Origin of the sequence: Tropicimonas aquimaris, from assembly GCF_042676185.1 — a bacterium.
GTDB lineage: Bacteria > Pseudomonadota > Alphaproteobacteria > Rhodobacterales > Rhodobacteraceae > Tropicimonas > Tropicimonas aquimaris.
The window spans coordinates 1-26,207 of record NZ_JBHTJT010000034.1 but is presented as its reverse complement, the minus strand read 5'-3'; the positions used below and the strand labels follow the sequence as shown (position 1 = coordinate 26,207).

The 26,207-nt window shown below is 57.4% G+C and carries 13 protein-coding genes, 1 tRNA gene, 1 pseudogene and 1 other annotated feature; of the genes and pseudogenes, 6 read left to right on the top strand and 9 right to left on the bottom strand.

Annotated elements, in window-relative coordinates:
- Nucleotides 1–238: 238 nt before the first annotated feature.
- Nucleotides 239–1,657, bottom strand: coding sequence for an amidase (locus tag ACFQ2S_RS16090; RefSeq protein WP_386075990.1), 1,419 nt, complete (start codon nucleotides 1,655–1,657; stop codon nucleotides 239–241).
- Nucleotides 1,658–2,629: 972 nt separating this feature from the next.
- Between ACFQ2S_RS16090 and ACFQ2S_RS16085 the strand changes: the two genes are divergently transcribed.
- Nucleotides 2,630–2,893 (top strand): hypothetical protein, encoded by a 264-nt coding sequence (locus tag ACFQ2S_RS16085; protein WP_386075989.1) that lies wholly within the window; start codon nucleotides 2,630–2,632, stop codon nucleotides 2,891–2,893.
- A 43-nt stretch (nucleotides 2,894–2,936) separates the two neighbouring features.
- Nucleotides 2,937–3,398 (top strand): thermonuclease family protein, encoded by a 462-nt coding sequence (locus ACFQ2S_RS16080; protein WP_386075987.1) that lies wholly within the window; start codon nucleotides 2,937–2,939, stop codon nucleotides 3,396–3,398.
- 454 nt (nucleotides 3,399–3,852) lie between these two features.
- Here ACFQ2S_RS16080 and ACFQ2S_RS16075 read toward each other — a convergent pair whose 3' ends face one another.
- The 4 genes and pseudogenes from ACFQ2S_RS16075 to ACFQ2S_RS16060 form a co-directional block, all read right to left on the bottom strand.
- Nucleotides 3,853–5,961 (bottom strand): DUF4238 domain-containing protein, encoded by a 2,109-nt coding sequence (locus ACFQ2S_RS16075; RefSeq protein ID WP_386075986.1) that lies wholly within the window; start codon nucleotides 5,959–5,961, stop codon nucleotides 3,853–3,855.
- Between the two features lie 407 nt (nucleotides 5,962–6,368).
- Nucleotides 6,369–7,596: pseudogene (locus tag ACFQ2S_RS16070) on the bottom strand (IS3 family transposase).
- Nucleotides 7,199–7,315 (bottom strand) — a sequence feature (AL1L pseudoknot). It overlaps the preceding pseudogene by 117 nt.
- 303 nt (nucleotides 7,597–7,899) lie before the next feature.
- On the bottom strand, nucleotides 7,900–8,220 hold the full coding sequence (locus tag ACFQ2S_RS16065; protein WP_386075984.1) for an H-NS histone family protein: 321 nt from the start codon (nucleotides 8,218–8,220) through the stop codon (nucleotides 7,900–7,902).
- A 94-nt stretch (nucleotides 8,221–8,314) separates the two neighbouring features.
- Nucleotides 8,315–9,028, bottom strand: coding sequence for a DUF6994 family protein (locus ACFQ2S_RS16060; RefSeq protein ID WP_386075983.1), 714 nt, complete (start codon nucleotides 9,026–9,028; stop codon nucleotides 8,315–8,317).
- A gap of 350 nt (nucleotides 9,029–9,378) precedes the next feature.
- Between ACFQ2S_RS16060 and ACFQ2S_RS16055 the strand changes: the two genes are divergently transcribed.
- Nucleotides 9,379–14,799: a RecQ family ATP-dependent DNA helicase gene (locus ACFQ2S_RS16055; protein ID WP_386075982.1), complete on the top strand. Its 5,421-nt coding sequence runs from the start codon at nucleotides 9,379–9,381 to the stop codon at nucleotides 14,797–14,799.
- Between the two features lie 275 nt (nucleotides 14,800–15,074).
- On the opposite strand, the gene ACFQ2S_RS16050 is transcribed toward ACFQ2S_RS16055, so the two are convergent.
- The 3 genes from ACFQ2S_RS16050 to ACFQ2S_RS16040 all read right to left on the bottom strand — a co-directional run bounded on the left by ACFQ2S_RS16050 (nucleotide 15,075) and on the right by ACFQ2S_RS16040 (nucleotide 22,517).
- Entirely contained in the window at nucleotides 15,075–16,508 is a 1,434-nt protein-coding gene (locus ACFQ2S_RS16050) for a VCBS domain-containing protein (protein WP_386075981.1), read from the bottom strand.
- An 816-nt stretch (nucleotides 16,509–17,324) separates the two neighbouring features.
- Complete coding sequence (locus tag ACFQ2S_RS16045; RefSeq protein ID WP_386075979.1) at nucleotides 17,325–18,419, bottom strand: phospholipase D family protein; 1,095 nt, start codon at nucleotides 18,417–18,419, stop codon at nucleotides 17,325–17,327.
- Between the two features lie 6 nt (nucleotides 18,420–18,425).
- Nucleotides 18,426–22,517: an Eco57I restriction-modification methylase domain-containing protein gene (locus tag ACFQ2S_RS16040; RefSeq protein ID WP_386075977.1), complete on the bottom strand. Its 4,092-nt coding sequence runs from the start codon at nucleotides 22,515–22,517 to the stop codon at nucleotides 18,426–18,428.
- A gap of 497 nt (nucleotides 22,518–23,014) precedes the next feature.
- On the opposite strand from ACFQ2S_RS16040, the gene ACFQ2S_RS16035 reads away from it, so the two are divergent.
- A tRNA-Gly gene (locus tag ACFQ2S_RS16035) sits at nucleotides 23,015–23,088 on the top strand.
- A gap of 199 nt (nucleotides 23,089–23,287) precedes the next feature.
- Here the strand turns inward: ACFQ2S_RS16035 and aroQ are convergent.
- The gene (aroQ, locus tag ACFQ2S_RS16030; RefSeq protein ID WP_386075975.1) at nucleotides 23,288–23,728 is read right to left on the bottom strand and encodes a type II 3-dehydroquinate dehydratase; all 441 of its coding nucleotides are present in this window, start codon (nucleotides 23,726–23,728) and stop codon (nucleotides 23,288–23,290) included.
- 214 nt (nucleotides 23,729–23,942) lie between these two features.
- On the opposite strand from aroQ, the gene ACFQ2S_RS16025 reads away from it, so the two are divergent.
- Nucleotides 23,943–24,140 carry a heavy-metal-associated domain-containing protein gene (locus tag ACFQ2S_RS16025; protein ID WP_386075973.1) on the top strand — a complete coding sequence of 66 codons (198 nt, stop codon included), beginning with the start codon at nucleotides 23,943–23,945 and terminating at the stop codon, nucleotides 24,138–24,140.
- A 168-nt stretch (nucleotides 24,141–24,308) separates the two neighbouring features.
- On the top strand, nucleotides 24,309–26,060 hold the full coding sequence (locus ACFQ2S_RS16020; protein WP_386075972.1) for a PHA/PHB synthase family protein: 1,752 nt from the start codon (nucleotides 24,309–24,311) through the stop codon (nucleotides 26,058–26,060).
- Nucleotides 26,061–26,207 lie beyond the last annotated feature (147 nt).

Sequence of the window (26,207 nt, the reverse complement as noted above, 5' to 3'; positions counted from 1 at the left end):
TTGCGCCGAACTCCAAAGCCGTTCCACTGCGCATGCAGCGAAGAGTTTTTCAACGAAATTCCGACTTCGCGGACCTTCGCTGCAAGCGCGACATAGCTCACCTCGCTCTCTCAGCATCGGACAGCGGGCTTAAAGACCGGACGCTCGCGGCGTCTAAATCCAAGGGTAACTCAGCGGACAGAGCCGCCATCGGTATCGGTAGCCTGAACGTCCGCTGTTTAAACGGAGCTCTACGACATTAGACAGGCACGTATTTCAATGAAAACGGCGCCCAAATGTCTCGCCAGGGACGCGCTTCTTCAAGTTCATAGGCCAGTTCATATAGAAGTCCGTCATGCCCTGCTGCCGCTATGAAATGGGACCCTATCGGCAGACCCAAATCCGCGCTCCAGGAGAGAGGTACGGACATGGCCGGGCATCCGGCGAAGTTGATCGGTGATGTGAATTTCAGGCGTGCTGCAACATATCGAGACAACTCATCGGTATAGAGCTCGTCCGGAGTGTGCTCGAACAATGGCGGCGCGACCACTGGCGCCACGGGCGCCAGCAGTACGTCGTACCTACGAAAGACTTCGGCGAACACGGGCTCCAGCCTGTCCAGGAACGCGCGGCCCTCCGCGATATCTTCAGCTGAAACGGCTGCCGAGGCCTCGATGTTGGACGCCAGAAACCGCGTCAGCAGCCCTGATTCCATGAGCGGCGTTTCCGAGGCCGCCTCGACCGCCGTCTTGAGTGCGCCCACCTTTCCGCCAAAGAACTTTGCATAGGCGTCGGCCATTTCGTTTGCGTCCACAGGCCACGGGGTTTCTTCCACCTCATGGCCAAGGTTCTGCATGAGCAGCGCAACCTTGCGCTGTGCTTCGGAGATCTCCGGGTCCGTCGTGATCAACTTGCCATCGTCAACAATCAGACCGACTTTCAGACGTCGATCCGACGGTCCGGCGATGTACCCAACCGGAGGGAATGGGTCGCCTGAAAAGGATTCCGTGAGAGAAAACGCAAGCGCGCTGTCGCGGACGGTGCGGCTGAGCATCTGGTTTGTCTTTGCGACATCGTGGCGGCCGTCCGCTTCACCAGACCGCATACGCCGCCGGCTCGGCTTCATGCCGAAAATGCCAGTGGCGGAGGGCGGAAGCCGATTGGAGCCCGCACCGTCTGTTCCGTGCGCCATCGGAACAACCCCAGCCGAGACCGCGACAGCAGATCCGCCACTGGAGGAAAAGACTGAATAGTCCGGGTTCCACGGGTTTCTGGTGGCTCCAAAGACATCGTTGTTCGTGATGATGAAGCTGGCCATCTCGGGCACGTTGGTCTGGCCAAGAATGTTCAACCCGGCAGCTTCGACGGCTTCGACGTATTGGACGCTCCGCTCTGGAACGTTCTTCAACATGAACCGCGACCCATCCGTTCGGGGCAAACCACCGATGTCGATCATGTCCTTCATCAGGATTGGAACTCCGGCGAATGGCGCATCAAGCGGGATTGTCTCGGCCTTCGAGCGGGCCCGGTCAAAGGCTGTGTTCGTCATGAAGTTCAGCGCCGGGTTCATGACTTCGATCCTGCGTACGAATATCTCGACCAACTCCGCTTGCGTAAACTCACGAGCGCGCAAACGCTCAGCGAGCCCCGTCGCATCTTCGTCGATCAGTTCGTCCATGCGCCGTGTCTGTGCAAACCCTGCAACTGGTCCCATTCCGGCAAGAGACACCGTTGCGGCGGAGGCCTTCAAAAAGGATCTACGAGTATGTCCGTCCATCAAGTTCGCTCCCGGATTTTCTTTCACGAAATACAGCCACCCGTAGTGCCTATGCAGACCTCTCCACGAAACAATTCCTGAAAACCTCCCCATCGCGCTGTATTACTTAGAAGTCTTAGAGCGGCCACTCCAAAAATCAACGAGTCTGCAGCGTAGGCGAATTTCTTTGAGGGCCGATGACGATGATGGATGGAACGTTTCCGGTCACGGTGTCTTTCGGTCATCTGACACAAGCCAGGTCGGCAACCTACTCTGCGATGGAGGTCCGCTTCGATCCGCGAAGACGAACTCGATTTCATTGCTCTGGGGTGGCTTTGGGCTCACTACCGCCATTCTCCGCGCCGACTACGAGTGGCCGCTTCTAGTTCAGAGGACGGTGCTGCATTTGCAATCCTTTGAGACGCCGTGAGCGTCGGCAATGCGCAGGGAGCAGAAGTAGCAAGCCCATCGTCTGGTCGACAGCTGGCTCAGCCATGAAGCCCTTGGCCCGGCGCGATGCCGTGGACGCGGCGCTGAGGTCTTCCGGGAGATCGCTTGTTCGTCACGTCGCGAGCCAAGGCTCTCCACGTGTTCGCAGCATTCGCAGGGTTCGCAGGCGCTGCATACGGATCTCAGTTTCATCGCGCCCAGACATAATTCCTTCGAAGCGCAGGTGGCTTTCTGAACTTCGACGCCGGCTTGCATGGATCATCCGCTTGACGCCGCGCCTTCCTGATTGAACCCGCCTGCAGGCGACGGGGGCGAGTGGCGAGGCGTCTCCACTTCGGCAAGACCGATCCTTTGACGGGAAGATGCATCTTTGCTGCCTGGTTCTGACCCAACGCCCAAGTTCTGCCGGAATACCGGACTAGAGCGGGGTCGGAGGATCGTCGCATGAATTTCACGCTTTGCCTGATCGCCTTCCAGGCCCTGTACCCATCGGTGAACCAGCCACCTGCGAGTGTCACCCCACAGACGTCCCTCGATCGCCTGATGCTGCTGGCACAGGCCAACGACTGCTCCCCACGCCGCTATTGTTCGAAGTCGATCTTCAGCTGCGAAGACGCGTACTGGTTCTACAACAACTGCTCGTGGGGCGGCTCTCTCGACAGGGATGACGACGGCGTCCCCTGTGAGAACCTGTGTTCCGGCGGTTGAGCCGTAGGCAGGAAGGAGAAGAAGCATGGTTTGGCGGTGTGGTGTGCTGGCGGTGGTTTTCGCGACATCTGCAACATGTCTGTCCGCCGAGCCTTCGAACATTTCCGGCGTGGCGTCGGTCATCGACGCGGACACGATCGAAGTTCATGGGCAAAGGATTCGCCTGTTCGGGATCGACGCAATCGAGAGCAGTCAGACCTGCACCCGGGACGATGGAAGCACGTGGCGATGCGGCAAGGATTCGGCATTCGCCCTGGCCGATCACATTGCCCGATCGCCGGTCGATTGCGATGTTCGCGACGTCGATCGCTACGGGCGTCTCATAGCGGTCTGCAGGAAGGGCAAGGAGGACATCAACGCCTGGCTCGTGCGGAATGGCTGGGCCGTGGCCTACACGGACTACAGCCTCGACTATGTTGGCGAGCAGAGGCTGGCGGAGAAGGAAAAGCGGGGCATCTGGAGCGCCTCGTTCGAGATGCCATGGACCTGGCGCCGTAACAGATGATCCTGCCGGCGCAAGCCCGGCTCCAACTCGAGACCGGACCCCACTCTCAGAACGAAAGGCGCTCGGAAAGAGCTGTACCCCGGGAGGGGGGAGGGTCAGAAACTATTTTGGCTAACCGAGGGACCGGCGGGGGAGGCTTCATTTTCTCGGAGCGAAAATTGAATCCAAAAGCCCAGCCAGTACCAAAGGACCGAGGCCCGCATCCAACGTCGACCGCAGTGAAAATGCTTAAGGTAGGCAAATCGGGAGCTGGTAGCGAGCAGAGGTCGGATTCGCCGACCTACCGGACCATCTTTGCGAGCGAGAGATTTCGCCCCTTGTGGCGCAACATTCGGCAAGAAGGGCGGAAAGCGGACATTTTCTGCGGCTGCGAGAAATCTATCCCGCGATTGAATTGCGGACACCGGGTTGATCGCACAGTTCGATCGTAGCGTATCTGGACGCAAACTTCCCACTATTGCAGACGTTTGGATTCAAGCTCCAACAAGTAGGCTCCATCGGAGCCAAAAGGTACGTGGGCATGCACGCCATCCGCCCCATGCGTATCCAAAAGGATGCCAAAACGAAGAAGCAAGCGCTCTAGATGCCGATTGGTGAAGAGGATGTCTTCAAATCGGCCCCATTCCTCAATGCTCGCCATGAACCCGCTCAGGTCTTTTGCAAACAGATCGAACCAATGGATAAGTTCCAGTTCTTCGAGCTTTTCACGCAAATCATCAGATAGCTCTGTTGGTTTCTCAAGCGCATGGTAAGTGCCGATCAATCGGGCACATGCTTTGAGAACAAGGCTTAGCGTGTCAAAAGTGTAATCGAGGAATCCTTCCAAATTCCCATCCAAACGGTAAGCTCGGCGTTTCGCAACAATGTTTTGATGAGCCACGTCTAATTGATCAACGAGGTGCTTTTCGGTGGCATCGGTGTTCATGTCGTCGCGCGCGCAGACTCGCGCGCAGAAATACGCGCTGAACGCGTTATAGGAATATTGGCTCAGCATTTGCTCGACTTCATCGGAAGCGACAAACTTGTTCGCTTCCGGGAACCTGCCGAGAATCAAGGTTTCTAGATAGGTGCCAGCAATCATTTGCGCCAAGAGGTCTTCGGCTTCGAGCTGTTCGGCCTCTTCGGCAAACATCAGTTGTGCAGCCAAGATGTCGCGCAAGACGAAATGTGTCTTCATAACGCTATCGCGCTTGACCCAAAGCGGCATGGCGACGCCAAGACCGAATTCAGACGGCGTGGATTTGACCAGTGCGGCGTCAAAGCCGCGCTCCACTTCATTCAGGGCTGCTTCATAGTCTTTTGCGACCGTAAATCCGTCGATTCTGCTGAAGGTATGCGCTGGCACTAGCCGTATGATCAGCTTGCTTAGGTAGTCACCAAGCTGTCTTGCAAAATCCTCGTTGCCAGCGTCCTTAAGTGCGATTGTGAAAGCTAGGTTCCGGTTTGCATCATCGCCTTGTTCCAGGTCGAAGATCGACCTTTCACTGACCACATTGTCGGTTGGCGGAAGAAAATCCAAGGCAACATTTGCCAGAGCATCGTTGATTAGCCCCGCAATCCTTCCGCGAAGCTGATCGCCAAGACCCTCGTGGTGAAATGCCAATGCATCGTGACGTTCATTCGATAAGAAGAAATCAAGACAAACGGTCGTTGCGATGTCATTGAAGCCCCCCGTGGCAAAGGTTTCGACACCCGCACGCGTGCCCACCAGTATTCGATCTGGCGTGAGTGGGAGGACAACATGTATCGGCTTTTTCCCACCCAGAAAGAGCGGCTGCCATCCTTCAACTTCGTCGAAGGAAATGCAAACGCAGTCCGGCAGGATTGCAGGCACCGCGTTTTGCGGTTCGACCGTCCAACGCAATCCGGCGAGTTTTTCGATGACACCCTCCGGCGCGAGGGTTCTCGACAACGCTTCGATATGGGCCGAGGTGGCCAACGCCTTCGTATTCCCCAAAAACTGATCCACGAGCGGCAGAACCGTACACTTCGCCTCTTCAAGCATTGACGCTCCGTGCTCTCGAAAATGAAAATAGAGCGTACGTGCGAGCGTTTCCTTGCTTACGCCAGACAAGACGTCATATCCGTTCTCGGTGATGCCATTGAGAATAATGTCTTGGAGGTTCTTAGGAACATGGTTTGCCGCTAGGTTTTCGATCCCAAAAACCTTGGCAGGGTCTTCGACCAGCTTGCCCAAAGCCTGCGCCATGCTCGCCGCCCCTTCCGTCATGAAGGTTCTTGTGTGCGCGGAACGAATGGACAAATGGGCCGCGACTTCGCCCACCATGCGCGGGTCAGCCTCTTCATCAATGTTGAGGGCACGCAACGCATCAACCAGCTTAAAAACATGCGTTTCGTAGTCAGTGATGAGATCGTCAAGCGTTAGCGTCCCATCCTCTGATGGCTTCGAGTAGAAGTGCTTCTGTTTTGCCGCATCACCTCGATCAACCGGCACTGGATGAGACAGGTTCCGACGATACATCCAGAGCTTGTCGGACCCATCCTGAATTACGAAGGGTTTCAAAAAATGTCGCGGAATGAAGTGCTGTCCGCTTCCGGCCATAGGACGCGATCTCCTGATTGATCTCTTTAAGTCAGCGACGACAGATCACCGAACGCTCGGCGACTGGTCAATTGGGGACAACCGATATAGTGCCCATCATTGATTTGTAATACATCTCATTGAATGCAAGACGCGACTTAGGTCAGATAGCTGGAGGAAAAAAGAACTCCAGCAAGATGTGCGAGGTATCACCGCGCGACATTGCTACGGTCGGCTTCGCCGTCCTCGGAAGTTATGGCCCGGCGCCCCTTGTTTCATATCCTCCACGAAATGCTGTGCTGCCAACGAATGGCGGCTTTGGTGACGCTGCGTGCAGCGTTGCAACCGGATGTCTAGTGTCGGCAATGGGCCGGTCAGGCAGTCTGAAATGAACCGCGCCGGGTTTGCCGGAGGCTGGTTGGTTTGAGTCACGCCACCATAGCGAGCTCGTTCGATTTCGCATAGAAGCGGGCTTCCGCTTCGGCGGGCGGGATGTTTCCGATGGGTTCAAGCAGGCGCCGGTTGTTGAACCAGTCGACCCATTCCAGCGTGGCGAACTCGACCGCCTCGAAGCTGCGCCACGGTCCGCGACGATGGATGACCTCAGCCTTGAAGAGGCCGATCACCGTCTCGGCGAGTGCGTTATCGTAGCTGTTGCCGACGCTGCCGACGGACGGCTGGATGCCAGCTTCTGCCAGCCGCTCCGAGTATTTGATCGACACATACTGCTCCCCCTGTCGCTGTGATGGACAAGCCCGCTGCCGTCGGCAGGACGCCGATCATGCAGAGCCTGGTCGAGGGCATCGAGAACGAATTCCGCCTGCATGGAGCGAGACACGCGCCAGCCGACGATCCGTCTTGCAAACACATCGATCACGAAGGCCACGTAAACGAAGCTGCCCCAGGTCGCGACTTAGGTGAAGTCCGACAGCCAGAGCATGTTCGGTGCCGGGGCATGGAACTCGCGGTTCACGCAGTTCTCGGGGCATGGCGGGGACGGATCCGGAACCCTTGTTTTCTGGGCCTTTCCACGCACGACACCGGCCAACCCCATGGCGGACATCAATCTGGAAACCGTGCACCGGGCGACCGCGATGCCCTCCCGATTGAGTTGATGCCAAACCTTGCGGACGCCGTAGACTTGGAAGTTCTCGTCCCAGACGCGCTGGATCTCGGGGCACAGTTCGGCATCCCGTCTGGCGCGGTCGGACAGCTTCGTGGGATCGGCCTGGCTGGCGACGTGGGCGTGATAGGTGGACGGGGCAATCGGCAGCACACGGCAGATCGGCTCGACCCCGTACTGGTCGCGATGCTCTTCGATGAACAACTTCATTTCCTCGTAGGGCGGTCGAGCTTTGCCTGCGCGAAAAAAGCTGACGCCTAGCGAAGGATCTCGTTCGCCTGGCGCAACTCACGGTTTTCCCTTTCCAACTGCTTGAGGCGCGCATGCTGATCGCTGGTCGGCCCGGGGCGCTGTCCCGTGTCACGCTCCTCACGTCGTACCCACTTGCGCAACGTCTCGGCCGTGCAGCCGATCTTCGGCGCAATCGAGCAGATCACCGCCCATTGCGAAGCGTGATCGGCCTGATGTTCCAGAACCATGCGCACCGCTCGGGCACGCACCTCAGTTGAAAATCGATTGGATGTATTCGTCATGGCTCCACCTTCTCAAGGTTGGGAGCCTCCGGCAAACCCGGCGCGGTTCAAAACGATGTTGCACCCGCGAAATCTTAAAACAGCTTGAATGTCCGGACTGCGCTGGACGCGGACCTACCGCCCCAACTACTCATACTCGCGCTAGAAGCCTATTGCTGAAACCTCGGAATGAGATCAATCAGTGGTGAGAGAAAATCGCTCCAGCCATACTTCATCGGAGGCAAACCCGACGGGATACTAACAGCGGAGGTGTTCAACTGGACCGAACACGTTTTGATACCCCCGCAGTTCCGCGATCCTACCCTAGATGGCAAGGTCTTCGAGGGACACACCACGTTCGAGCGCTTCATTGACCCAAGCCGGTTTTCGGCCGCGGCCAGACCAAGTCAACTCGGGGTTTTCGGGATTGGCGTACTTTGGCGGCACCTTTGCCTTGGCCTTCTTGGGAGCAGAGCTCGTCAGTTCATCCAGTTCAAAGCCGTACTGTCTGGCTGCAGCCTTGGCCGCTGCGAGCGCCTCTTTCCGCTGTCTGGCTTCGTACCCCTCAATGGCCTTCTGAACGTCCTTTGCATGTGCTCTCAACTCGTCGATACTGAGTTTCTCAAGGTCGATCTTCTTTGCCATTCTCGTTCCAGCCTTTTGCTATTCCGTGCAGCTGGAAGCCTTAGACGCCGGTTTCTTTGAGTCAATAACCACTTTCGACGGCCTCATCGGAAAGTCAGGTTGTTTTCGTCTGTTCAATGATGCGACAGTTTCTGGCGGCGACGAAGGTGACGAGCTTCTCCCGGTAGTGACGGTACGCCTCAAGGTCCGAAGGAAGCGGAGGCGCGTCAAAACCATCGAATGGCAAAAAGAAGCCTACTGCTCCGCCTTTCGCCAGGAGCAGATCCTGCAACAGGAAGAAATCGACATACCCCTCAAAGGTTTCGAACAGCTCGAAGAATCCAGCATATCTTTCCAAGGTCTCAGTAAGGGGACTGACCTCACCAAGATAATGCCGCCTGATGCATTCCAATGTGAGATCGAAACGGTCCCGTATCTTCCGATGGAGTCCGCGCGCTCCGTTTATCGTCGGCTTGTTGTCTATCCTTCGGGAAGGGAAGACGATGTAGGCGCCGATGGTGCTGCAAGCAGTGAAGAACCGGCTGAGCTCTTCTTCCGGCACCTGCTCGACGATTGCAGCCATTTCCCTGACGTGACGATACGTATGGCCGATCGAGTCACTCGAAAGGTGGAATTCACCGAGTGCAGAGCTGTGGTACAGGTAGGTCTTCGGGTGCTGATCAGTGAGATCGAATTTGCTTCCGCCAGGCAACGGCTTGCTCCAGAGAACTCTGTGGAAGCGGCGCAGGGTTTGACTGTGGCTGTCGGGATCTCGTCCACTGGGCGTGTCGGAATAGACGTCAAAAGTTGTGTCGATCGTTCCATTCATCCTGTGGTCCGCCGCTCTTGGACACCGCTTTCCAGTTGGCCAGCGCTTGCGCATCGCTTAAATCGATTGGCTTTGGGCATGCCGCTGACAGGCGAGCCAGTGCGCTGACCCGGTGGCGTCCACTCAGAAAGACTTTGTCGTCAAGATTCAGCCAGCCTCCAGCCGCGATACATGAGTTTCGGCCAAGATGACACCAAGTTGCAAGAACATATTGGGAACACATCGTCATGCCTTTGAAATCCCACATTCCCTGTGAATAACTCATGTCGGGGGCAGACATTGTAGGATCGGGTTTGGAAGACGGCGTACATCCCAAGGCCGCGCACGCGGATGCGCTCCTGCAGAGGTGCGTGTCGATCGATCTCGAGATCGATCCCAAGTCCAACCGCATCCAGAGTTTCGCAGGCGTTCGCCGCGGTTTCGAACAAGCCCTTGTATTCAGGCGTGGCAATCTGGGTGTTGCCTTCGAAGGACTGGATCGCTTCTCCGACACTGCTGACTATGTGGTCGGCCACAACTTCATCGACTTCGATGCTCGTCATCTGGAGTCCGAAAAGCCTGACCTGCGCCTTCTCAGAAAGCCAGTTATCGACACGCTCTGGCTGAACCCGCTCGCCTTTCCTCGGAACCCATACCATCATCTGGTCAAACATTATCAGGACGGGCGACTCCAGGCTGGGCACGTCAATGACCCCGAACTTGATGCGGAACTGGTGCTTACTGTGCTGGGCAATCAGATCGAGGCTTTTCGCGAGATCGACCACACCTCCCCGGAAACGACGCGGGTTTATCATTATTTGACAACGACCCATCCGGATCCAGCGGGCTTTGATGGAATTTTCGCCCTTGTTCGAGGCGCTCGGCGCCCCGGTCCAGCGGAGGCACAGACGGCCATACGGAGCCTCCTACGGGACGAGGCCTGTGCCCATCAGGTTGAAACTGTCATTCCGGAAGCCGAGCGAGATGGCTGGCCGCTTGCCTACGCACTTGCCTGGATCTCGGTCGCAGGCGGCAATTCCGTCATGCCTCCCTGGGTCCGCCATCAGTTTCCCGAAGCCAGTCGACTGGTTCGCCGCCTCCGAGATACACCTTGCACTGATCCAGAGTGCGACTGGTGCCGAGCGCAGAACGATCCCAGGACACTTCTCAAACGATGGTTCGGGTTCGAAGGGTTCAGACCAAATCCTGAAGGGCCGGATGGCAAACCACTTCAAGAGACTATCGTGGCGACAGCCATGGACAAGACGCCGATCCTGGGCATCCTGCCGACCGGGACGGGCAAGTCAGTTTGCTACCAGCTTCCGGCGCTCTCTCAGTTCAGCAAGACTGGTGCGCTGTCGGTGGTGGTCTCACCCCTTGTCGCCCTTATGGCGGATCAGGTGGAGGGAATGCGCCGTCAAGGGATCACGTCCTGCGTCACGATTAACGGTATGCTCTCCATGCCAGAGCGTCAGGAGGCCCTGAACCAGGTACGCCTTGGCGATGCGGCGATACTCCTCATTTCTCCAGAGCAGCTCCGGAGCCCCTCGGTCCGCTCTGTCCTGAAACAGCGTGAAGTTGGTTATTGGGTCCTTGACGAGGCCCACTGTGTCTCCAAGTGGGGACACGATTTTCGGCCGGACTACCGCTATGTCGGCCGCTTCATCAAGGAATTCTCCGGAGACGAAGAGCCAGCCCCAATCCTCTGTCTGACAGCGACAGCCAAACCGGACGTGATCAGGGATATCACCGAGCATTTCCGCTCCAGGCTCAGCGTTGCCCTCAAGCTTCTCGACGGCGGGGCGGTCCGTGAGAACCTTTCCTTCGAGATCATTCCCACAGACAAGGGCAAGAAGCTTGGAGATGTGGTCAAGGTTCTGGAGGAGGTACTTCCCAGGAGCGGCACCTCCGGAGCGATCGTATACTGTTCGACACGATCCGCGACCGAGCGCGTCGCAGCGTTCTTGAAGGAACGCGGGTTCGCCGCTGCGCACTACCATGCCGGCCTGAAACCGGAAGAGAAGCATGACGTCCAGATGGCCTTTGCGAATGGCGATCTGCGCGTCATCGCGGCCACCAATGCATTCGGTATGGGGATCGACAAGCCAGACATTCGCCTCGTGGTGCACGCCGACATACCGGGGTCATTGGAGAACTATCTGCAGGAGGCGGGCCGAGCAGGTCGCGACCGCGAGCACGCCCGGTGCATACTCCTGTTCAGCCGTGACGATATCGAGCGTCAGTTCAGTCTTTCGGCAAGATCCCGGCTCGAGAAGCGCGAAATCGGCGCCATCCTGAAATCTCTCCGGCGCCTTGATCGGCGAACCAAACAGAAGGGTGAAGTGGTCGCCACACCCGGCGAGATCGTCCGGGAGGAGAAGGATTTCGAGTTCGAACGGGACTCTGCAACCGACGACACGCGCGTAAAGACGGCCGTGTCCTGGCTCGAGGAAGCCGCGCTTCTGAAACGGGAGGAGAACCGAACCCGCGTCTTCCCATCTTGCCTCCGGATCCGCACCTTCGAGGAAGCCGAGAGGATCATCGCGAAGGCGAACGTGGCTGAGGGTTATCGTCTGAAACTCAAGGCCCTCGTTCAAAGCTTGATCAACTCCCCGGCAGACCAGGGGATCTCGACAGACGAGTTATGCGGACTGTCGGGCTTCTCACCCGGGCAGCTGCGCAAGGCCCTTAACGATATTGAAGCTCTCGGCATCGCTTCAAACGACACAGCCATCACGGTATTCGTGCACCTTGGCGTGGAGGATTCCTCTGAAAAGCGCCTCATGCAAGCAAATAGCCTTGAGAAGGACCTGATCGAAAAGCTGCGCGAACTCGCTCCTGATCTCGAACTCGGCGCCGTGTCGACTCTCAACCTGAAAATCGCCTCCCAGGCGCTGCGCGATGCGGGTCATGCGACCGTTCGGCCGGACATCGTCGACAGGCTCGTCCGAGGGATTGCACGGGACGGTCGTGACGAAAGTGAGGGAACTGGAAGCCTCCAGGTCCGAAAGATCGACCGAGAGCATCTTTCGCTCCGAATTCTGCGGACCTGGCAGGCGCTCTCGGCCACGGCTCAACTGCGTCGGACAGCCGGAGGTGTCTTGCTTGCCGCGCTACAGAATGCAGCACCGCAGAAGGCGAGAGGAAAAGACGTTCAGGTCGAGACGACCCTGGGCGGGTTGATGGCGTCCCTCAAGGGAGACTTCGAGCTATCGAGCGCGGTGACGGACCCGTCGAAGCTCCTCGACCGAGCTCTCCTTTGGCTCCACGAGCAATCGATCATCACGCTCGGCAAGGGCCTCACGATCTTCCGTCCGGCGATGACGATCCACCTTGCCCCTGGCAACCAGCAGTTTACAGAACCCGACTTCGAGCCGCTCAAGCTTCACTACCAGGAGCAGGTTCTTCAGACCCACATCATGGGAGCCTACGCTGAGCGGGGTCTGGGCTCCTTGGGCGAAGCACTCAAGCTCGCAGAAGAATACTTCACGCTCAGTCGAGATGATTTCGTCCAGAAGTGGCTGCCGGCTCGAGGCTCAGAACTGCGCCGGCAGACCACACCGGAATCCTGGCGGTCGATCGTCGAGGCCTTGGGCAATTCGAACCAGTCAAGGATCGTTTCGGATGATCGCGAGCAGACAAACGTCCTGGTCCTGGCCGGCCCCGGTTCGGGAAAGACTCGGGTGCTTGTTCACCGCATCGCCTACCTCATCCGCGTGAAGCGCGAGAACCCGCGGGGCATCCTGGCCCTCGTTTACAACCGCCATGCTGCGACCGAGATCCGGAGGCGGCTGTACGAACTGATCGGTGAGGATGCCCGCGGTGTGACGGTCTCCACCTGCCATGGTCTCGCGATGCGGATGGTGGGTGCGAGCTTTGCCAAGCGTGCTGAAAAGGTCGAAAGCGTCGACTTCGACGAGATCATGGCTCAGGCCGTTGCCCTCCTGAAGGGCGAGGGCCTGTCGCGCGACGAGGCCGAGGCCCAACGCGACACGCTCATCGAGGGTTACAGATGGATCCTGGTGGACGAATACCAGGATATCGGTCCCGAGGAATACGAGCTCATCGCGGCCGTTGCTGGACGCTCGATCGAGGACGAGGATCGGCGCCTCAGCCTCTTCGCCGTGGGCGACGACGACCAGAACATCTACGCCTTCAACGGCGCCTCGGTAGAGTTCATTCGCCGCTTCGAGGAAGATTACAAGGCACAGCCCAGCCACCTGGTCGAAAATTACCGATCGACGGCCAACATCATCCACGCTTCGAACCATGTGATCGCACCTTCCGCAGATCGCATGAAGGCGGGTCACGACATTACCGTGAACAGGGCGCGCAAGGACGAGCGCTCCGGCGGCATACTCGAACGCATCGACAGTGTTGGGCGCGGCCGTGTCCAGGTGTTCAAGGGCGCTGGCAACAAGCTCAGCCAGGCCGCTCTGGCCGTCGAAGAGCTGAAACGCCTCTCGAAGATCATTCCGGACTGGGATTGGGCAAAGGCTGCCGTCATTGCGCGAGAGTGGAGCCTTCTTCAGCCAGTGCGGAGCTACTGCGAGGCGCACGGAATCCCGGTACAAACAGCCAACGCCGAACCTCCCAACTTCTGGCGCCTGCGTGAAACCCAAGCTCTGGTCAACTGGTTGAGGGCCCGAGATCGCTCGGGGATTCATGTTTCGGAACTCTCAGAGTGGATGGAAGCACAGCCTGACGGCCCGTGGTGGTCCATTCTTCGAGACGGCGTTGAGGATTTCGCGCGCGAGATCGGGGACCGCGCGACCGATCGCAAGGACATTTTCGAATGGCTGGCCGAATGGGGGCGCGATGTCCGAAAACGGCAGAGCGGGCTCCTTCTTCTTTCTGCACATCGCGCCAAGGGGCTCGAGTTCGACGACGTCGTGGTGCTCGACGGGGCTTGGAAGAAACGGTCGAACGGAGAAGACAGCGATGCAGCCCGCCGCCTTTACTACGTGGCCATGACTCGAGCCCGGCGTAGCCTGGCACTTGTGACCATGGGCGATCGGCATCCGATTCTCGAAGGCCTGGATGACGAAGCGTTCCTGATACGAGGGCATAGGCAAGGCTCGGTAGATGTCTCGGGGTGTCGCAAGCTCTACAGGACCCTTGATCCGTCTGAAGTCGACCTGAGCTTTGCTGGGCGATTGAGTGCAGACAACGCCTCTCTCGCAGCCATCGAGCATCTCAAGCCCGACGACCCGATATTCTTGGAAGAAAGGGGAGATCGGTGGGTGATGATGGACCGCGACGGCACGGCGGTCTGCCGGCTGGCCAAGAAGTTCGCGCCACCACGGGGAGCAAAGTTCCTCCACGGAAGCGTCTATGCGATCTCGACCCGGTTCCGGGACGACTCGGCGGAGGAGTATCAGAGCTATCTTAATCGCGATGCTTGGAACGTCGTGCTCCCGGAGTTGGTCTTTGGGCCTTCCTCGGACCCCGACGGTGAAAAAGCCCCGGCCGAAATACATGGAACTGCGACCTCAAACACCATGGAAGGCACGAATGATATGCACGAACGCTTCAGAGCAGCAGTCCATAGGTCTTCTTCTTGGGAGGAGCTACAAGAGACGCTTCGATCACAAGGGTTCGAGCTCAAGCCGAAGGGCGGCGGTCTAATCGTGCGGTCCATCTCGGACGAAAGCGTGGTCCACAAAGCTTCTGAACTGGGTTACGCTTACTCGCGACTGATAAAGCGATACGCGGCTGGTTTCCCCGGTCATCCGCATACATGGCTGGTTTCGAAGGTGCTTGGCGAAGACGATGACCCTGTGTTCGATTGACACCGTCCATTCCACAGTCACCAAGAGGATCAGGGAGTTCGCAGTCCACATGGAGTACGAGAAAAATCGCACCGCTTTGCATCCAAAAGAGAGAACGCGGTCGCGTTTGCCGACGTTTGGGACATCCGATAGAAAGGATCATCTGACTGCATAGAGAGTGATAGCGGGCGCTCGGTTCAGGCATGGCGGATGTGCCGCCCGCGCACGCGCGGCACGATTATTCCGTTAGAGTGACGCGGGATCGACCTTGGACAAAAATTCCAGTTCCGCCTGCCTCACAACAGGAAGTCATCCATTGTGCCCGCTTGACCGTCTCCTATTCCAAAGATCTCGATCTCCACCTCACTAACAACCGTTGAACCATTGTCGTCTGCCAGCGATACTTCGTAAGTTTCGGTTATCGCCTCACCCTCTGCCAGAAACTGTACGACCTCGTTGGCGACCAGGTATTGCCAAGTCACCTCTCCGACACCATCGCCAGTGGCGGCGTCGGTGACAGCGCCGATCATACTACCAAGTTGTGTAGTATGCGTTGTTGAAAGGAACGAAGTTTCAACGCGATGAACGTCGCTAAGATCAACGTCCTCGAAGGCGATTACTCCACTGTCCATGAGTATGTCGTCGGCATCAGAAAGGACGGTCGATCTGCTGGCAAGACTTTCGCCGAAGTAGATACTCCCATCAGCGCCGTCTGTGCGAATGATCAAGGTTATGGTACCTCCAATCAGCGAAGGATCAATGGACGCCAAAGCCGATGTAAGAGAGGTCTCAGCCGTCATGTCTTCTGCGAACACAACCAATATTTGTCGTCCAAAGAGATCGCCAACGTTTTCGTTGCTTTCCTGAATGTCGCTGAGTTTGTCGACGAGAAGCTCGTTTGCCTGATCAGGTGTCAGGTCAGAAAGGTAGCCTATTCCCCTTACGACCGCCACTCCAAGCGTCTCCGAGCCTATCTGAACCGCGAAATCTGTCCGTTTGCTGCTTGGGTCCGTGTATTCGATTTCAGCCCCAGTCGCGATGAGCTCCGCACCAGCCACACGGGAAAGGAACTCGAAGGCAAGCGTCTCGCTCCAGATGCCGGATCCTCCAGCGTTTCCCGAGTTGTAAATGTCATTGGCTCCGCTTGACAACGTCACGAGATCTTCAGAACCGGGCTCATTTGTCTCAAAGTCAAAGACAGAGTTGAAAGACGACCCTAGTGGAGAAGCCAGCGCCATTGTCAGATCCGGCGCGTCGACGATAACTCCCAACTGCGTCGGTTGTTCCACGACACTACCCGCAAGATCACCCGAGATGACCCTTACGTCGTCGTTTATGCCTTCGATAGACACTTCGAAGCGAATGTCCACCAAGTCCTCGAACTCGCCATCATCTTCTTCACCGGCCTTGCCGAAAAAAACGACAGACGTGGTTTCGCCGTGCGCTAAATAGTTGAAGTCGTCGCCGGGGGAGAACTTTACTTCATTGTCGCCGATCAGAGAAACAACGCCACCTTCTACAGGCTGCTCGATGCTGGCCAGCGACAGGTCGTCGTCGACGCTATGCAAGGGTTCCAGGTAGTCGAAGACGACACTGTCATCTTCTGTGGTTGCGAAATGGATCTCGATTGGTCCGTCCCGTTCAACATCGTCATCTCCGTCACAGTCAGAAATGAGGCCAAAGTCGTCAAGGATAGTTCTCAACCAACTCAGGAAACGAGGAAAGTACATGTCACCCTCCCATTTATGGTTTGGATATCTCGGCGCGAGTTAGGTCGTCAGTTTCGGAAGCCCCCGCTGAACAACCCCATGGGCACGGACCCCTTCCATCCATTACCGTACTCGGCAGACGAACGTTGGCTTGAAACCTTGCATCGGAGTTACCGTTCACAGCTGATCGCCTTCGCGGACCGTCTCGAAACGACAATATGAAATCATGATAATACCAAGATCACTTGGATGTCGTTGAGTGAGATCAAAGGTTCAGGCGGTCAGACAAGATTGGCCGTCACAGATTGATACCCGGGCATTGTCAGGAAACACCACAACGTCGGCACTGCGCAGGGAGCGACCGGCATGGTCGCCCCGGCGACGAGGCGGATCAAAGCGCAGCGCTGAAAGGGAAGTTTGCCGACTTCGCAGTCATTCTCGGCAGTGCAGCAATCCCCGTCGCAGTCGGCCGGTATCCAGCATGGCAATCAAGGACCAGACCTTCGCCCCGTCACACATCAAAGGCGCCTCAGCGGACCTTGCTGCCGTTCGTCTGGTCGAGCCAGGCGACCGCGACCTGCGCAAAGGAGCCGTTGGGGCGCCTGCGGCAATGTTAGGTTTGGCGGCAAACCGGACCCTGGTTTTTGTCGCTCAACCGTCGTAATCGGCCCAATCCGGACATTTACCGACCAGCCAACTTGCGGCTGTTGCAGCCCGCAAAGCCGACATTCATGCGTTGCTTTACACAAGTTCCGAGCGTGATTTTTGCACGCTCTAAGCGATTGAAAATGCCAATGCCGTGTAAGTGTGCATCAGTCTTGACTTATGCACGCGACACTACTCGATTCCCCACCTCCTAGCACCTGCTCGCGTCTGCTGTGTGCATTTTGACTGAAGCGTTTGAGAGTAAGCGCTACGTGGGACAATGAAGCAATTGTACTCATTGGGCCCGGCCCTCTCGAATCGGACGATGGTAGGCCGCTTAGCATCTCTCAAAGGCCTAAGCCTAACGCGATGTGTGTTATTCTCGAAGTGAGTAAGCCGAACATACACGTTGTCGGAGGGGAACCGGAACAAGACATCCTGAGATTGAGAAGGGCCTACGCCAAAGAACGCAGAGAGCGTGGCGACAGGTAATTGAATTTGATAGCCAGGCCGTCCATTCCCTCCACCTGTTTCGTTCTCTAATATTTGAAGAAAAAGTTGGCCAGGGCGTTCGCTAGCCGGGTCTAGCTTTCTAAGCGCAGCCTCTCTTTTTCTTGTCTTCTTGATTTCTAAGAACTTTGAAAAAAGAGGTTTTGCCGCCAGTTGAGCGCCTACGTCGAGATAATTTCCTGTGTTATTCTTGCTACTTACCTCTTTGCTTGCCTCCGAAGACAGGCGGTTGTCAGCTTTGGCACGTCGCACAAAATCAATATCCACCTCCGCAGACATTTTCTTAATCTCGGACCACGCTAGCGCCCAGTCTCTTGCCGCTTGCGACTTCATCTTAAGCTCAAATTCAGCACCAGTTTCTATGTTACGACTGATGCCCGCACCTGTGAGGTTTGCCGACCCCACGACAATAATAACTCGATCTTTCAACCAAAACTGAAACATCTTTGGGTGAAAGGTTGCATTGTCATACAGGTCCGTAACGGCCCCCACAAAAACACCTGCGGCAAAAAGATCCGCCAAGTAGAGGCCGTACAAGAAGCTATCTGGTGACGTCACTCCATTGTCGAAACCGAAAATGAGCTCAACGTTCCCGCCAGCTTGCAAAAACTCTTCCAGCTTCTCCGAAACAAGCCCGAGCCCATCCCACCTAGCATATGCAGAGGCGATCCGCAGAGACCTCAGGCCTTCGAGCCCCAGAAGCTCATTAATTCTCTCAAAAAAGCGAAACTGCCCGTCATAGGTCTGTTGTCTTGGTATGACGCTGCCAATTGTCATCTGTGTTCACACCTTGATCTCCGCGTCCGGGTTTCCGGCGGCGAGTGCGTTCATGTAAGCGAGGCAAAGCTCGCAAGAGCGGTACTTTCCGCCGTAAGCGGCCCTCTCTTCCCGTTCGACGATCGGGAAGGTCGAGTAGATGTAGCGAATGTCGTCGCGTTCGGTGATGCCGTAGAGGTGGAAGAAGACGGCATCGAGCTTGGCGCGTAGGACAAGGCGCCGCTCTTCATCCCAGGTGAACGGGGGCTTCAGGATTCCGGCCTCGTCCACATAACCCATGTCGCGCGCGAAGGGAGCCATGTCGTGGGCGGTGTAGGTGAGCTCAAGAACGGCCTCTCGGATAACCTCCAACGCAGTTTTCGAACCAAACAGCGTGTTTTCATACCGCTCTGCTGGAATGACCGGCAGTTGCTCCACAATGAACAGATTCAGCGTTTGTCCCTGGATCTTCTGGCGTGCAGCGTAGTCGAATGGCACCGCATTGAAATTGGCGCACAACAACCACTCTCGGCGATCCTCACCCAACGGTAAGAGCAAGGGAACTTTGTTCCCGAAACCTACCAAGGGAAACAAAGCAGCAATCATGGTCCTAACGTTTGTAGGCGCTGTGATCTCCTTGAAACCAAGAACCCACCCGTCCCTTTTCTCCCAGCCACATTCTGAGGATGGGACCCAGAATTGGGGATCAGGAACCCATGCCGGGTCTTCATGTTGCTCAACGGTTGCCGGAAATGGTTGGGCTGGACGGTGTTGGTTCTCGGGATTGACCAAGACACTCGCGGCGCGATGATCAAATGCTTGAACCATCTTACCTTCATAGAGTGGCAGCCAGTTGCCTGAAGCGCTTCCAAAAAAGTTGCCCCCAAGAGGATAGGCTCCTTCTTGATCTTCGAGCTCAGCCCGTGTGCGGAAAGACCCTGAGTCATTCGTCATGTGAAACATAGTGGAGTACTTCAGCGGCCAAGATTTCTCATCCTGACCGCCAGAACGATCCACTAGGATCGGAGCATTGGCATAAATGGCCTTGGTCAAATCGGCATCGCGCTTTGAGCGGAAAATCGGCGCAGTGCCGGTGTTCGGGTTCACGCGCGCGAAGTCCTCAGCGCTGAGTGAGAAACAGACATCAGGATCAGCAAGCTCGCTCACGGCCTGTAGAAAGAACGCACAGCGCGCGGCCTTTTCCGTTGGCAACGGGCTGGCCACGAAAGCGCAAAACTTGAAACGGCTGTCCACGTCTTCAAAGAACGGCTTCAACTCGTAGCGCGATCGGCGGTTTTCGAAGTCGTACAGCGCCTGCAGCCGTCCTTCCGTCGCCACGCCCTTGAAGAACTTGGCGGCGGTCTTGTCCGAGGCGATACCAGAGGGGACCAGTAGACCGATGAGCCCGTCTTGCTTGACCACTGTCATCGCCCGCTCGACGAAGAGTGAATAGAGGTTCACGTCACCGCCGGAAAGCAAGGGGTAATCCCCACCCTTGCGCGCCATGCGTGTTCCGGCCTCGGCCCGCTCTGACGCCTTTGCATAGTCCTGAGCCAAGGGATCATCTGCATTTTTCAGGGCGTCGATCATCTTCTTGCGGTCGGCCGCACGCGCCGCCATCGCGATCTCTGGGCGACGTTCCGCAAACCACTCGATCTGCTGAAGCTTCATTCGATCCCATGGCGGGTTGCCAATCACGGCATGAAACCCGCCAGTCAGCTCGTCCTCTTCCCAATCCGACCAGATGCCAGGGAAGGTCACCTGCCAGTTGAGAAAATTCTCCTCTGCGATCAGCATGCGCACCTGGCCAAGTATCTCGGCAAAGCGCTGTCCTTCTTCGCGCTTAATCTTGGGTTCCTTCTTACCCATGGCGATGTCGAGCGGATCGCCAAATTGACCATCGAAGAAGATTTTCAGCGCGTCCTTGCCCGCCTTGTCCTTGATGTCGAGCCAGACGATCGCATGGATCAGCTTGAGCAACGCATCAAGTGGCGCGGTCATGTCCTGCACCTCGGCAAACACGTCTGCCGATCGGTGCGCCTCGGCAATCTCGGCGTCGGTCAGCCCCTCGACGATCTGCATCTTGGAGGCCGCCCGTAGGGCGCGCTTCATGGGTTCATGGAGCAAGAGCGGCGTACCGTAGGTCGTGGCCTTGTCGATGCCCTTCTTCACCCAGGAGCCAAAAAGGCTGTCACCACAGCGAAGATGATGATCGAGGAAGGACAACGGCGCGCCCACGGTGAACGTGTGCAGCCACAGCGCCACCTTGGCGAGTTCTACGGCCATGGAGTTCTTGTCCACGCCATAGATGCAGCGCTTGAGCACCATGCGGCGGATGATATGCCGGTCGTCGAGCTGTTCTTCGTCGATTGTCCAGTCGCGCTCATCGGCGTTGGCGAGGATGGTGTTGCGGATGGTGTCGATCCGCTCGCCAAGCGGAGAAATGTAGTCCCCCCATTCCTCGGGCGCGTCAAGCTCGGCCTCGGCCATGGCGGCGATTACCTGGTCGGCCATGAAGTCCACCAAGCTCACAAGGAAATGGCCGGAGCCCATGGCCGGGTCGCAGATTTTCAGATCAAGAAGGGCGGTCGCGGGATCGAGGCGCTTGAGTTGGCCGATCTTGCGATGATCGGGCAAGTGCCCCTGCCTTAGCTCTGTGATCTTCTCTCTGAAGGCGCGTTTGCGCTCTTCGACAAGCGGCTCAAGGGTCTCGGTCAGGATGAGCTGCACTAGGTCATCGGGCGTGTAATAGCTGCCCGATCCCTTGCGCGCGAAGATGTTGGGCTGAACGGTGATGTCTTCGTCATCGAGCGTCACCTCGTATTCTAGAAGCCGCTCATAGATTGAACCAAGTTGCTGCACCGAAAGGTTGCGGTAATTGATGTATTTGCGCCCGTCTGGCGTCACCTCAAAAGAGAGCGCGTCGATCACGCGCGCCATGACCGCATCGGGGATGCGGATATTGGTAAGGATCGCATGGCGCTCCTGGTCGAAAAGACCACCATTGTAGGGTGGCAAGCCGATCGAGGCGTCCCCTTGGTCGATCGCGATGAAGAGATCGACCATCGCTCCCCAATAGCGCGCAGCCGTTTCGGAGAAGACATCGTTTTTGTCTTTGCGCTCTTTGACATCGAGCCGCACCTTGTTGCGCAGCCCGTAATCGTCATAGCGCGTGTCTTTGACCGGCAAGAGGTCGCGGTCTTCTGCATAGAGGATGAACAGGAGGCGGTAGAGCAAGATCAGTGCAGCTTCGCGCACTTCCTGAAGATCAGCCTCAGGCGCGGCCTTGACGATGGCGTGCACAAGATCGGGGAACACCTCACCGAAGACCTTGTTCGAAAGGTCTTCAGCAACGCGCTCTTCGTAGAACCTGCCTTCTTCGAGGGCTTTCTCGTGGAAGGTGCGCGGATCAGCGCTCGAAGGTACGAATGCCTCCCGCCGAAAAACGAGGTAGAAAACCTTCAACCAGTGACGGCGATCGGCCTCATCGAGCGCAAACAACCCGTCATTGTGCCCTTGTAAGTCCAGGATCGCAGCGATGTCGAGCTCGAAGAACTGCTCAGATACCGATCGCGCGCCCGAGAAATACAGCCGCCACTTCGAACCGTTGGTCAGAATACCCCAACGCAGCGCGCCATTGGTGATGTCGTCGATGCGGCGCAAGTAGCGGAGCATCTGGGTTGACGGGGCGGTTTCTTCCCCGCGCCGGCCGGAACGCCGATCGAGGGGGCGTGCCCATCTTTTGGATTCGACCACGGCGCGGCCAAACTCGTAGCGCTTCCAATCTTCGGGAAAGCCGTTCGCCTTGGTCTTTGCTGCGGCGCTCTCAAAAAGCAAACCATCTGGTACGTCTTCACGGCCACGCGGCGATAGGTTTTGCTGGCGAAGGGATTGTGTCCAGCCAAGCGCTTCGAGGATGGGCCAGATCAGATCATCTTCCGTCTGGCTTTCGTTAGGTGTCTGAGAGATAGGGAAGCGATCAAAGACCGCTCGAAGAGACGCACCGAACTGGTCGAGATCAGCATCGCCAAGGGTGTTCCACTCGGAAAGCCTTTGAATGCTTTCGGTCAAAAAGTCGGACGTGAATAGGCTGCCCTGGCTTGCGATCTCACTGCTCAAATCGAGATTTCCTATTTTTTTCCCTAAGCTAGCACTCGCCGGAATCTTGTGCAGCAAGAATGTGGAGAGATCCGGCTACCGAAGTCCGCTTTTGGCTTATTTCGCGTCCATGTTCGCAAGATCAGCGAAAGTCCGGTTTCCGACCTCCTACGGAACGCTGCATTCGGCTTGGACGGCCGGTTCCGAGCGTGAAGCCTTCATCCGAGTTTCTCCGTCGGATGTCAGTGAAGCCGGCAATCTACCAATTCGTTGATAACTCGCCATCGGTCGGAATGGGCTCCGTGCTGCCGTTCGCTGTGAATTGGATGAAGTTCCGCAGAAGGCTGATCGCCACCTCCATGGCACTGTAGATCTTGCTCAGTCGTACGGCTGCTAGATGTCATGTTCTCTCGCGCAGCGGAGGCCGTGAAGTGAAGTCACAGCGCGGCCTTCCCGTCCTGGTGGACGGACACGTCTTGACGCACAATCTCACATGAAATAACTGTGCGCCCTACTGAGCGGGCGTTGTGTAGTGGTAAGACCTTAGCCTTCCAAGCTAATGACGCGGGTTCGATTCCCGCCGCCCGCTCCAAGAAATCATTTCCTACACATCACCTACAAAGTAAGTGGATACGACTGCACTTGGCATTGAAATTAGTGAAAAATTCGGGATTTGAACACCTGACTTCCAAGCTAATGACGCGGGTTCGATTCCCGCCGCCCGCTCCAGAAAATCCATCGAGACCCGGGGACTCTTCTTTTTCGAAAAGCAGTTCGGAGTCTTCTTCGGGTCATCCTTTCACGAGCCGGACCATATGCTGCATTGCCAGTGCGTAGCCGTGCACGCCAAAGCCTGCCATCACCGCATCCGCGCGATGGCTGACAAAAGAATGGTGGCGGAAGGCCTCGCGCTTGTGAATCTGGCTGATATGCACCTCGATGACCGGCCCTTCGAAAGTGTTGAGCGCGTCAAGCACCGCAATCGACGTATGCGAGAGAGCGGCCGGGTTGATGATGATGCCCTGGGCCTCTTCGCGCGCCTGGTGGATCCAGTCGACGATCTGGCCTTCGTGGTTGGATTGGAGCAGTCGCGCCTCCACGCCGCTGGCGGTGCCGATTTCGCTACAAGCCCGCTCGACGTCCTCGAGCGTTTCCCGGCCATAGATCTCCGGCTGCCGCTTCCCAAGAAGGTTCAGGTTCGGACCGTTGAGAATGAAGACGAGGCGGCTCATCGTGACGTCCCTTTTTTTGAGATTCCGGGCTCTCCGACTGCGTGGCCCGATCGCCCCTTCCTACGATCACTTTGCGACGAAAGGCAATTCCCGCGGTTTCCGTCGACGACCGACTGTGCATGGCGGCCCTGCGCGTGAGGCACGGATGGAGTCCGACATTCGCCTTGACCTTCCTCCGCTGGAAGTCTGCAAATCCCGTTCAAAGGAGACTGACATGACCCGTTTCAACGTTCCCGAGATGAGCTGCGGCCACTGCACGGCTGCAATCGAAAAGGCGGTGAAGGCAAGCGACGCCAATGCAGAGGTGAACTGCGACCTGTCCGACCGTACTGTGAGCATCTTCAGCCGCCTGACAACCGAGGCGCTGCAAGCGGTGATCCAGGACGCGGGCTACGAGTCGCGCGCCCTGTAGCCGCCGGCGCTCCCGGTCGTACTGTCGCAAGCGTGGATTTTCCTAGGACGCCGGCGCAGTCTCGTTAGACTGGCCCGAGATTGATTGGCCAGTCCCGCGGCGCCCCGAAGCGCTGCAAGGTCCCGACGGAGGACGGGTCGCGGGCTGGCTCACGGGAGGAGGGACCCCATGGATTCGGCAAGACTGAGCGCGCAGACCCAGGAGTGGCTGGAGTTGATGGCCCGGCTCCAGACGGTGACGCAGCGCTCGCAGGAACAGGCCGTCGCAAAGGCTGTGGGGAACGAGTTCTCGGTCGTGGACAGCCGGAGCGTGATGGAGGCCTACCTGCGCTCCCTCAACGAGATGCTGAGAAACCCGGTTGAAGCCGCCGGCTATGCGCAGCGCATGTGGATGGACTGGGCGCAAGCCTGGCAGAATGCCTGGACTCCGGGCGGCGAGGCTCCGAAGGACAAGCGGTTTCGGGACCGTCGCTGGCAGAACGATCCCTATACCCGCGGCATGCGCGACGCCCATCTGGCGCTTGAACAGGCCACCGAGGATTTTCTCGCCCGGCTTCCGGCCAACAGCAAGGACACCCTTCGGACCAAGTTCTACACGCGCCAGTTCCTGAGCGCATTGTCCCCGAGCAACTACCTGATGCTCAATCCTGCCGCCCGGGACAGGTTTCTCGAGACGGATGGAGAAAGCCTTCTTCAAGGTTTCCGCAATCTCGTCGAGGATCTCGAGCGGGGCGAGGGTCGGCTCGACATCAACACCAACGATCCCACGGCTTTCGAGGTCGGAAAGGACCTCGCCACGACGCCGGGCAAGGTGATCTACCAGAACGATCTGATGCAGCTGATCCATTATGCACCGATGACTGAGACGCAGAAGAAGCGTCCGCTGCTCTTCGTGCCGCCCTGGATCAACAAGTATTACATTTTCGACCTACGCCCGGACAACAGCCTCGTCCGCTACATGCTGGAACAAGGCCATTCGGTGTTCCTGATTTCCTGGGTCAATCCGACGGAAGAACACGCGAACCTGAGTTTCGAGGATTACATGAAGCTCGGACCGCTGGCGGCGCTCGACGCGATGGGCGAGGCCACCGGCGAAAAGCGTTTCGACATTCTCGGTTTCTGTATCGGGGGCATCCTCGTTACGGCAACGCTGGCAATCCTCGCTGCCCGCAAGGACAAGCGCATCGCGACCGCGACGACGCTCGCGACCATGGTCGACTTCACCGATGTCGGCGAACTCGGTGTGTTCATCGACCGAGACCGGCTCATGGTTCTCAGAGAGCACATGAAAGAGAAGGGCTATCTGGAGAACTACCACTTGCAGGACATGTTCTCGATGATCCGCGAGAACGATCTCGTCTGGTCGTTTCACGTCATGAACTACCTGATGGGTCGTAAACCACCGGCGTTCGATCTGCTCTACTGGAACACCGACAGCACCCGCCTGCCCGCGGCCATGCTGCTCTGGTATCTGGAGAAGATCTACATCGAGAATGGGTTGCGTCAACCGGCGCACCTGTCGCTAGATGGAACGCCGATCGACCTGTCCAAGATCGATGTGCCATTCTTCGTTCTGGCCACCAAGGAGGATCACATCGCACCGTGGACCTCGATCTACCCCACGACCCGGTTGCTGTCCGGAGAGGTGAAGTTCGTGCTTGGCGCTTCCGGCCATATTGCGGGCGTCATCAACCCGCCGGCGGATAAGCCTAAATACGGCTACTGGCTGAACGACGACTATCCGGCAGACCCGGGGGAATGGTTGAAGGGCGCCGAATTCACGGCCGGCAGCTGGTGGCCGGTCTGGTCGGACTGGATGAAGGCCCATGATACGGAGCCGCCCATCAAGGCACGGCAACCCGGCGCAGGCAAGTTGAAAGCGATCGAGGATGCGCCAGGGAGCTATGTTCGGGCCAAATGACCTCAACCCAACATGGTCGCATTTGCCCTGATTTCAAGTTTGACTTTTTGTTTGGTCCCTTTGTTTTGTTTGTAGTAGTTATGAACGTGAACAGCCCCGGTTGGCATTATCCAACTGGGGCTGTTTTTTGTATTGTATCGTTTATAG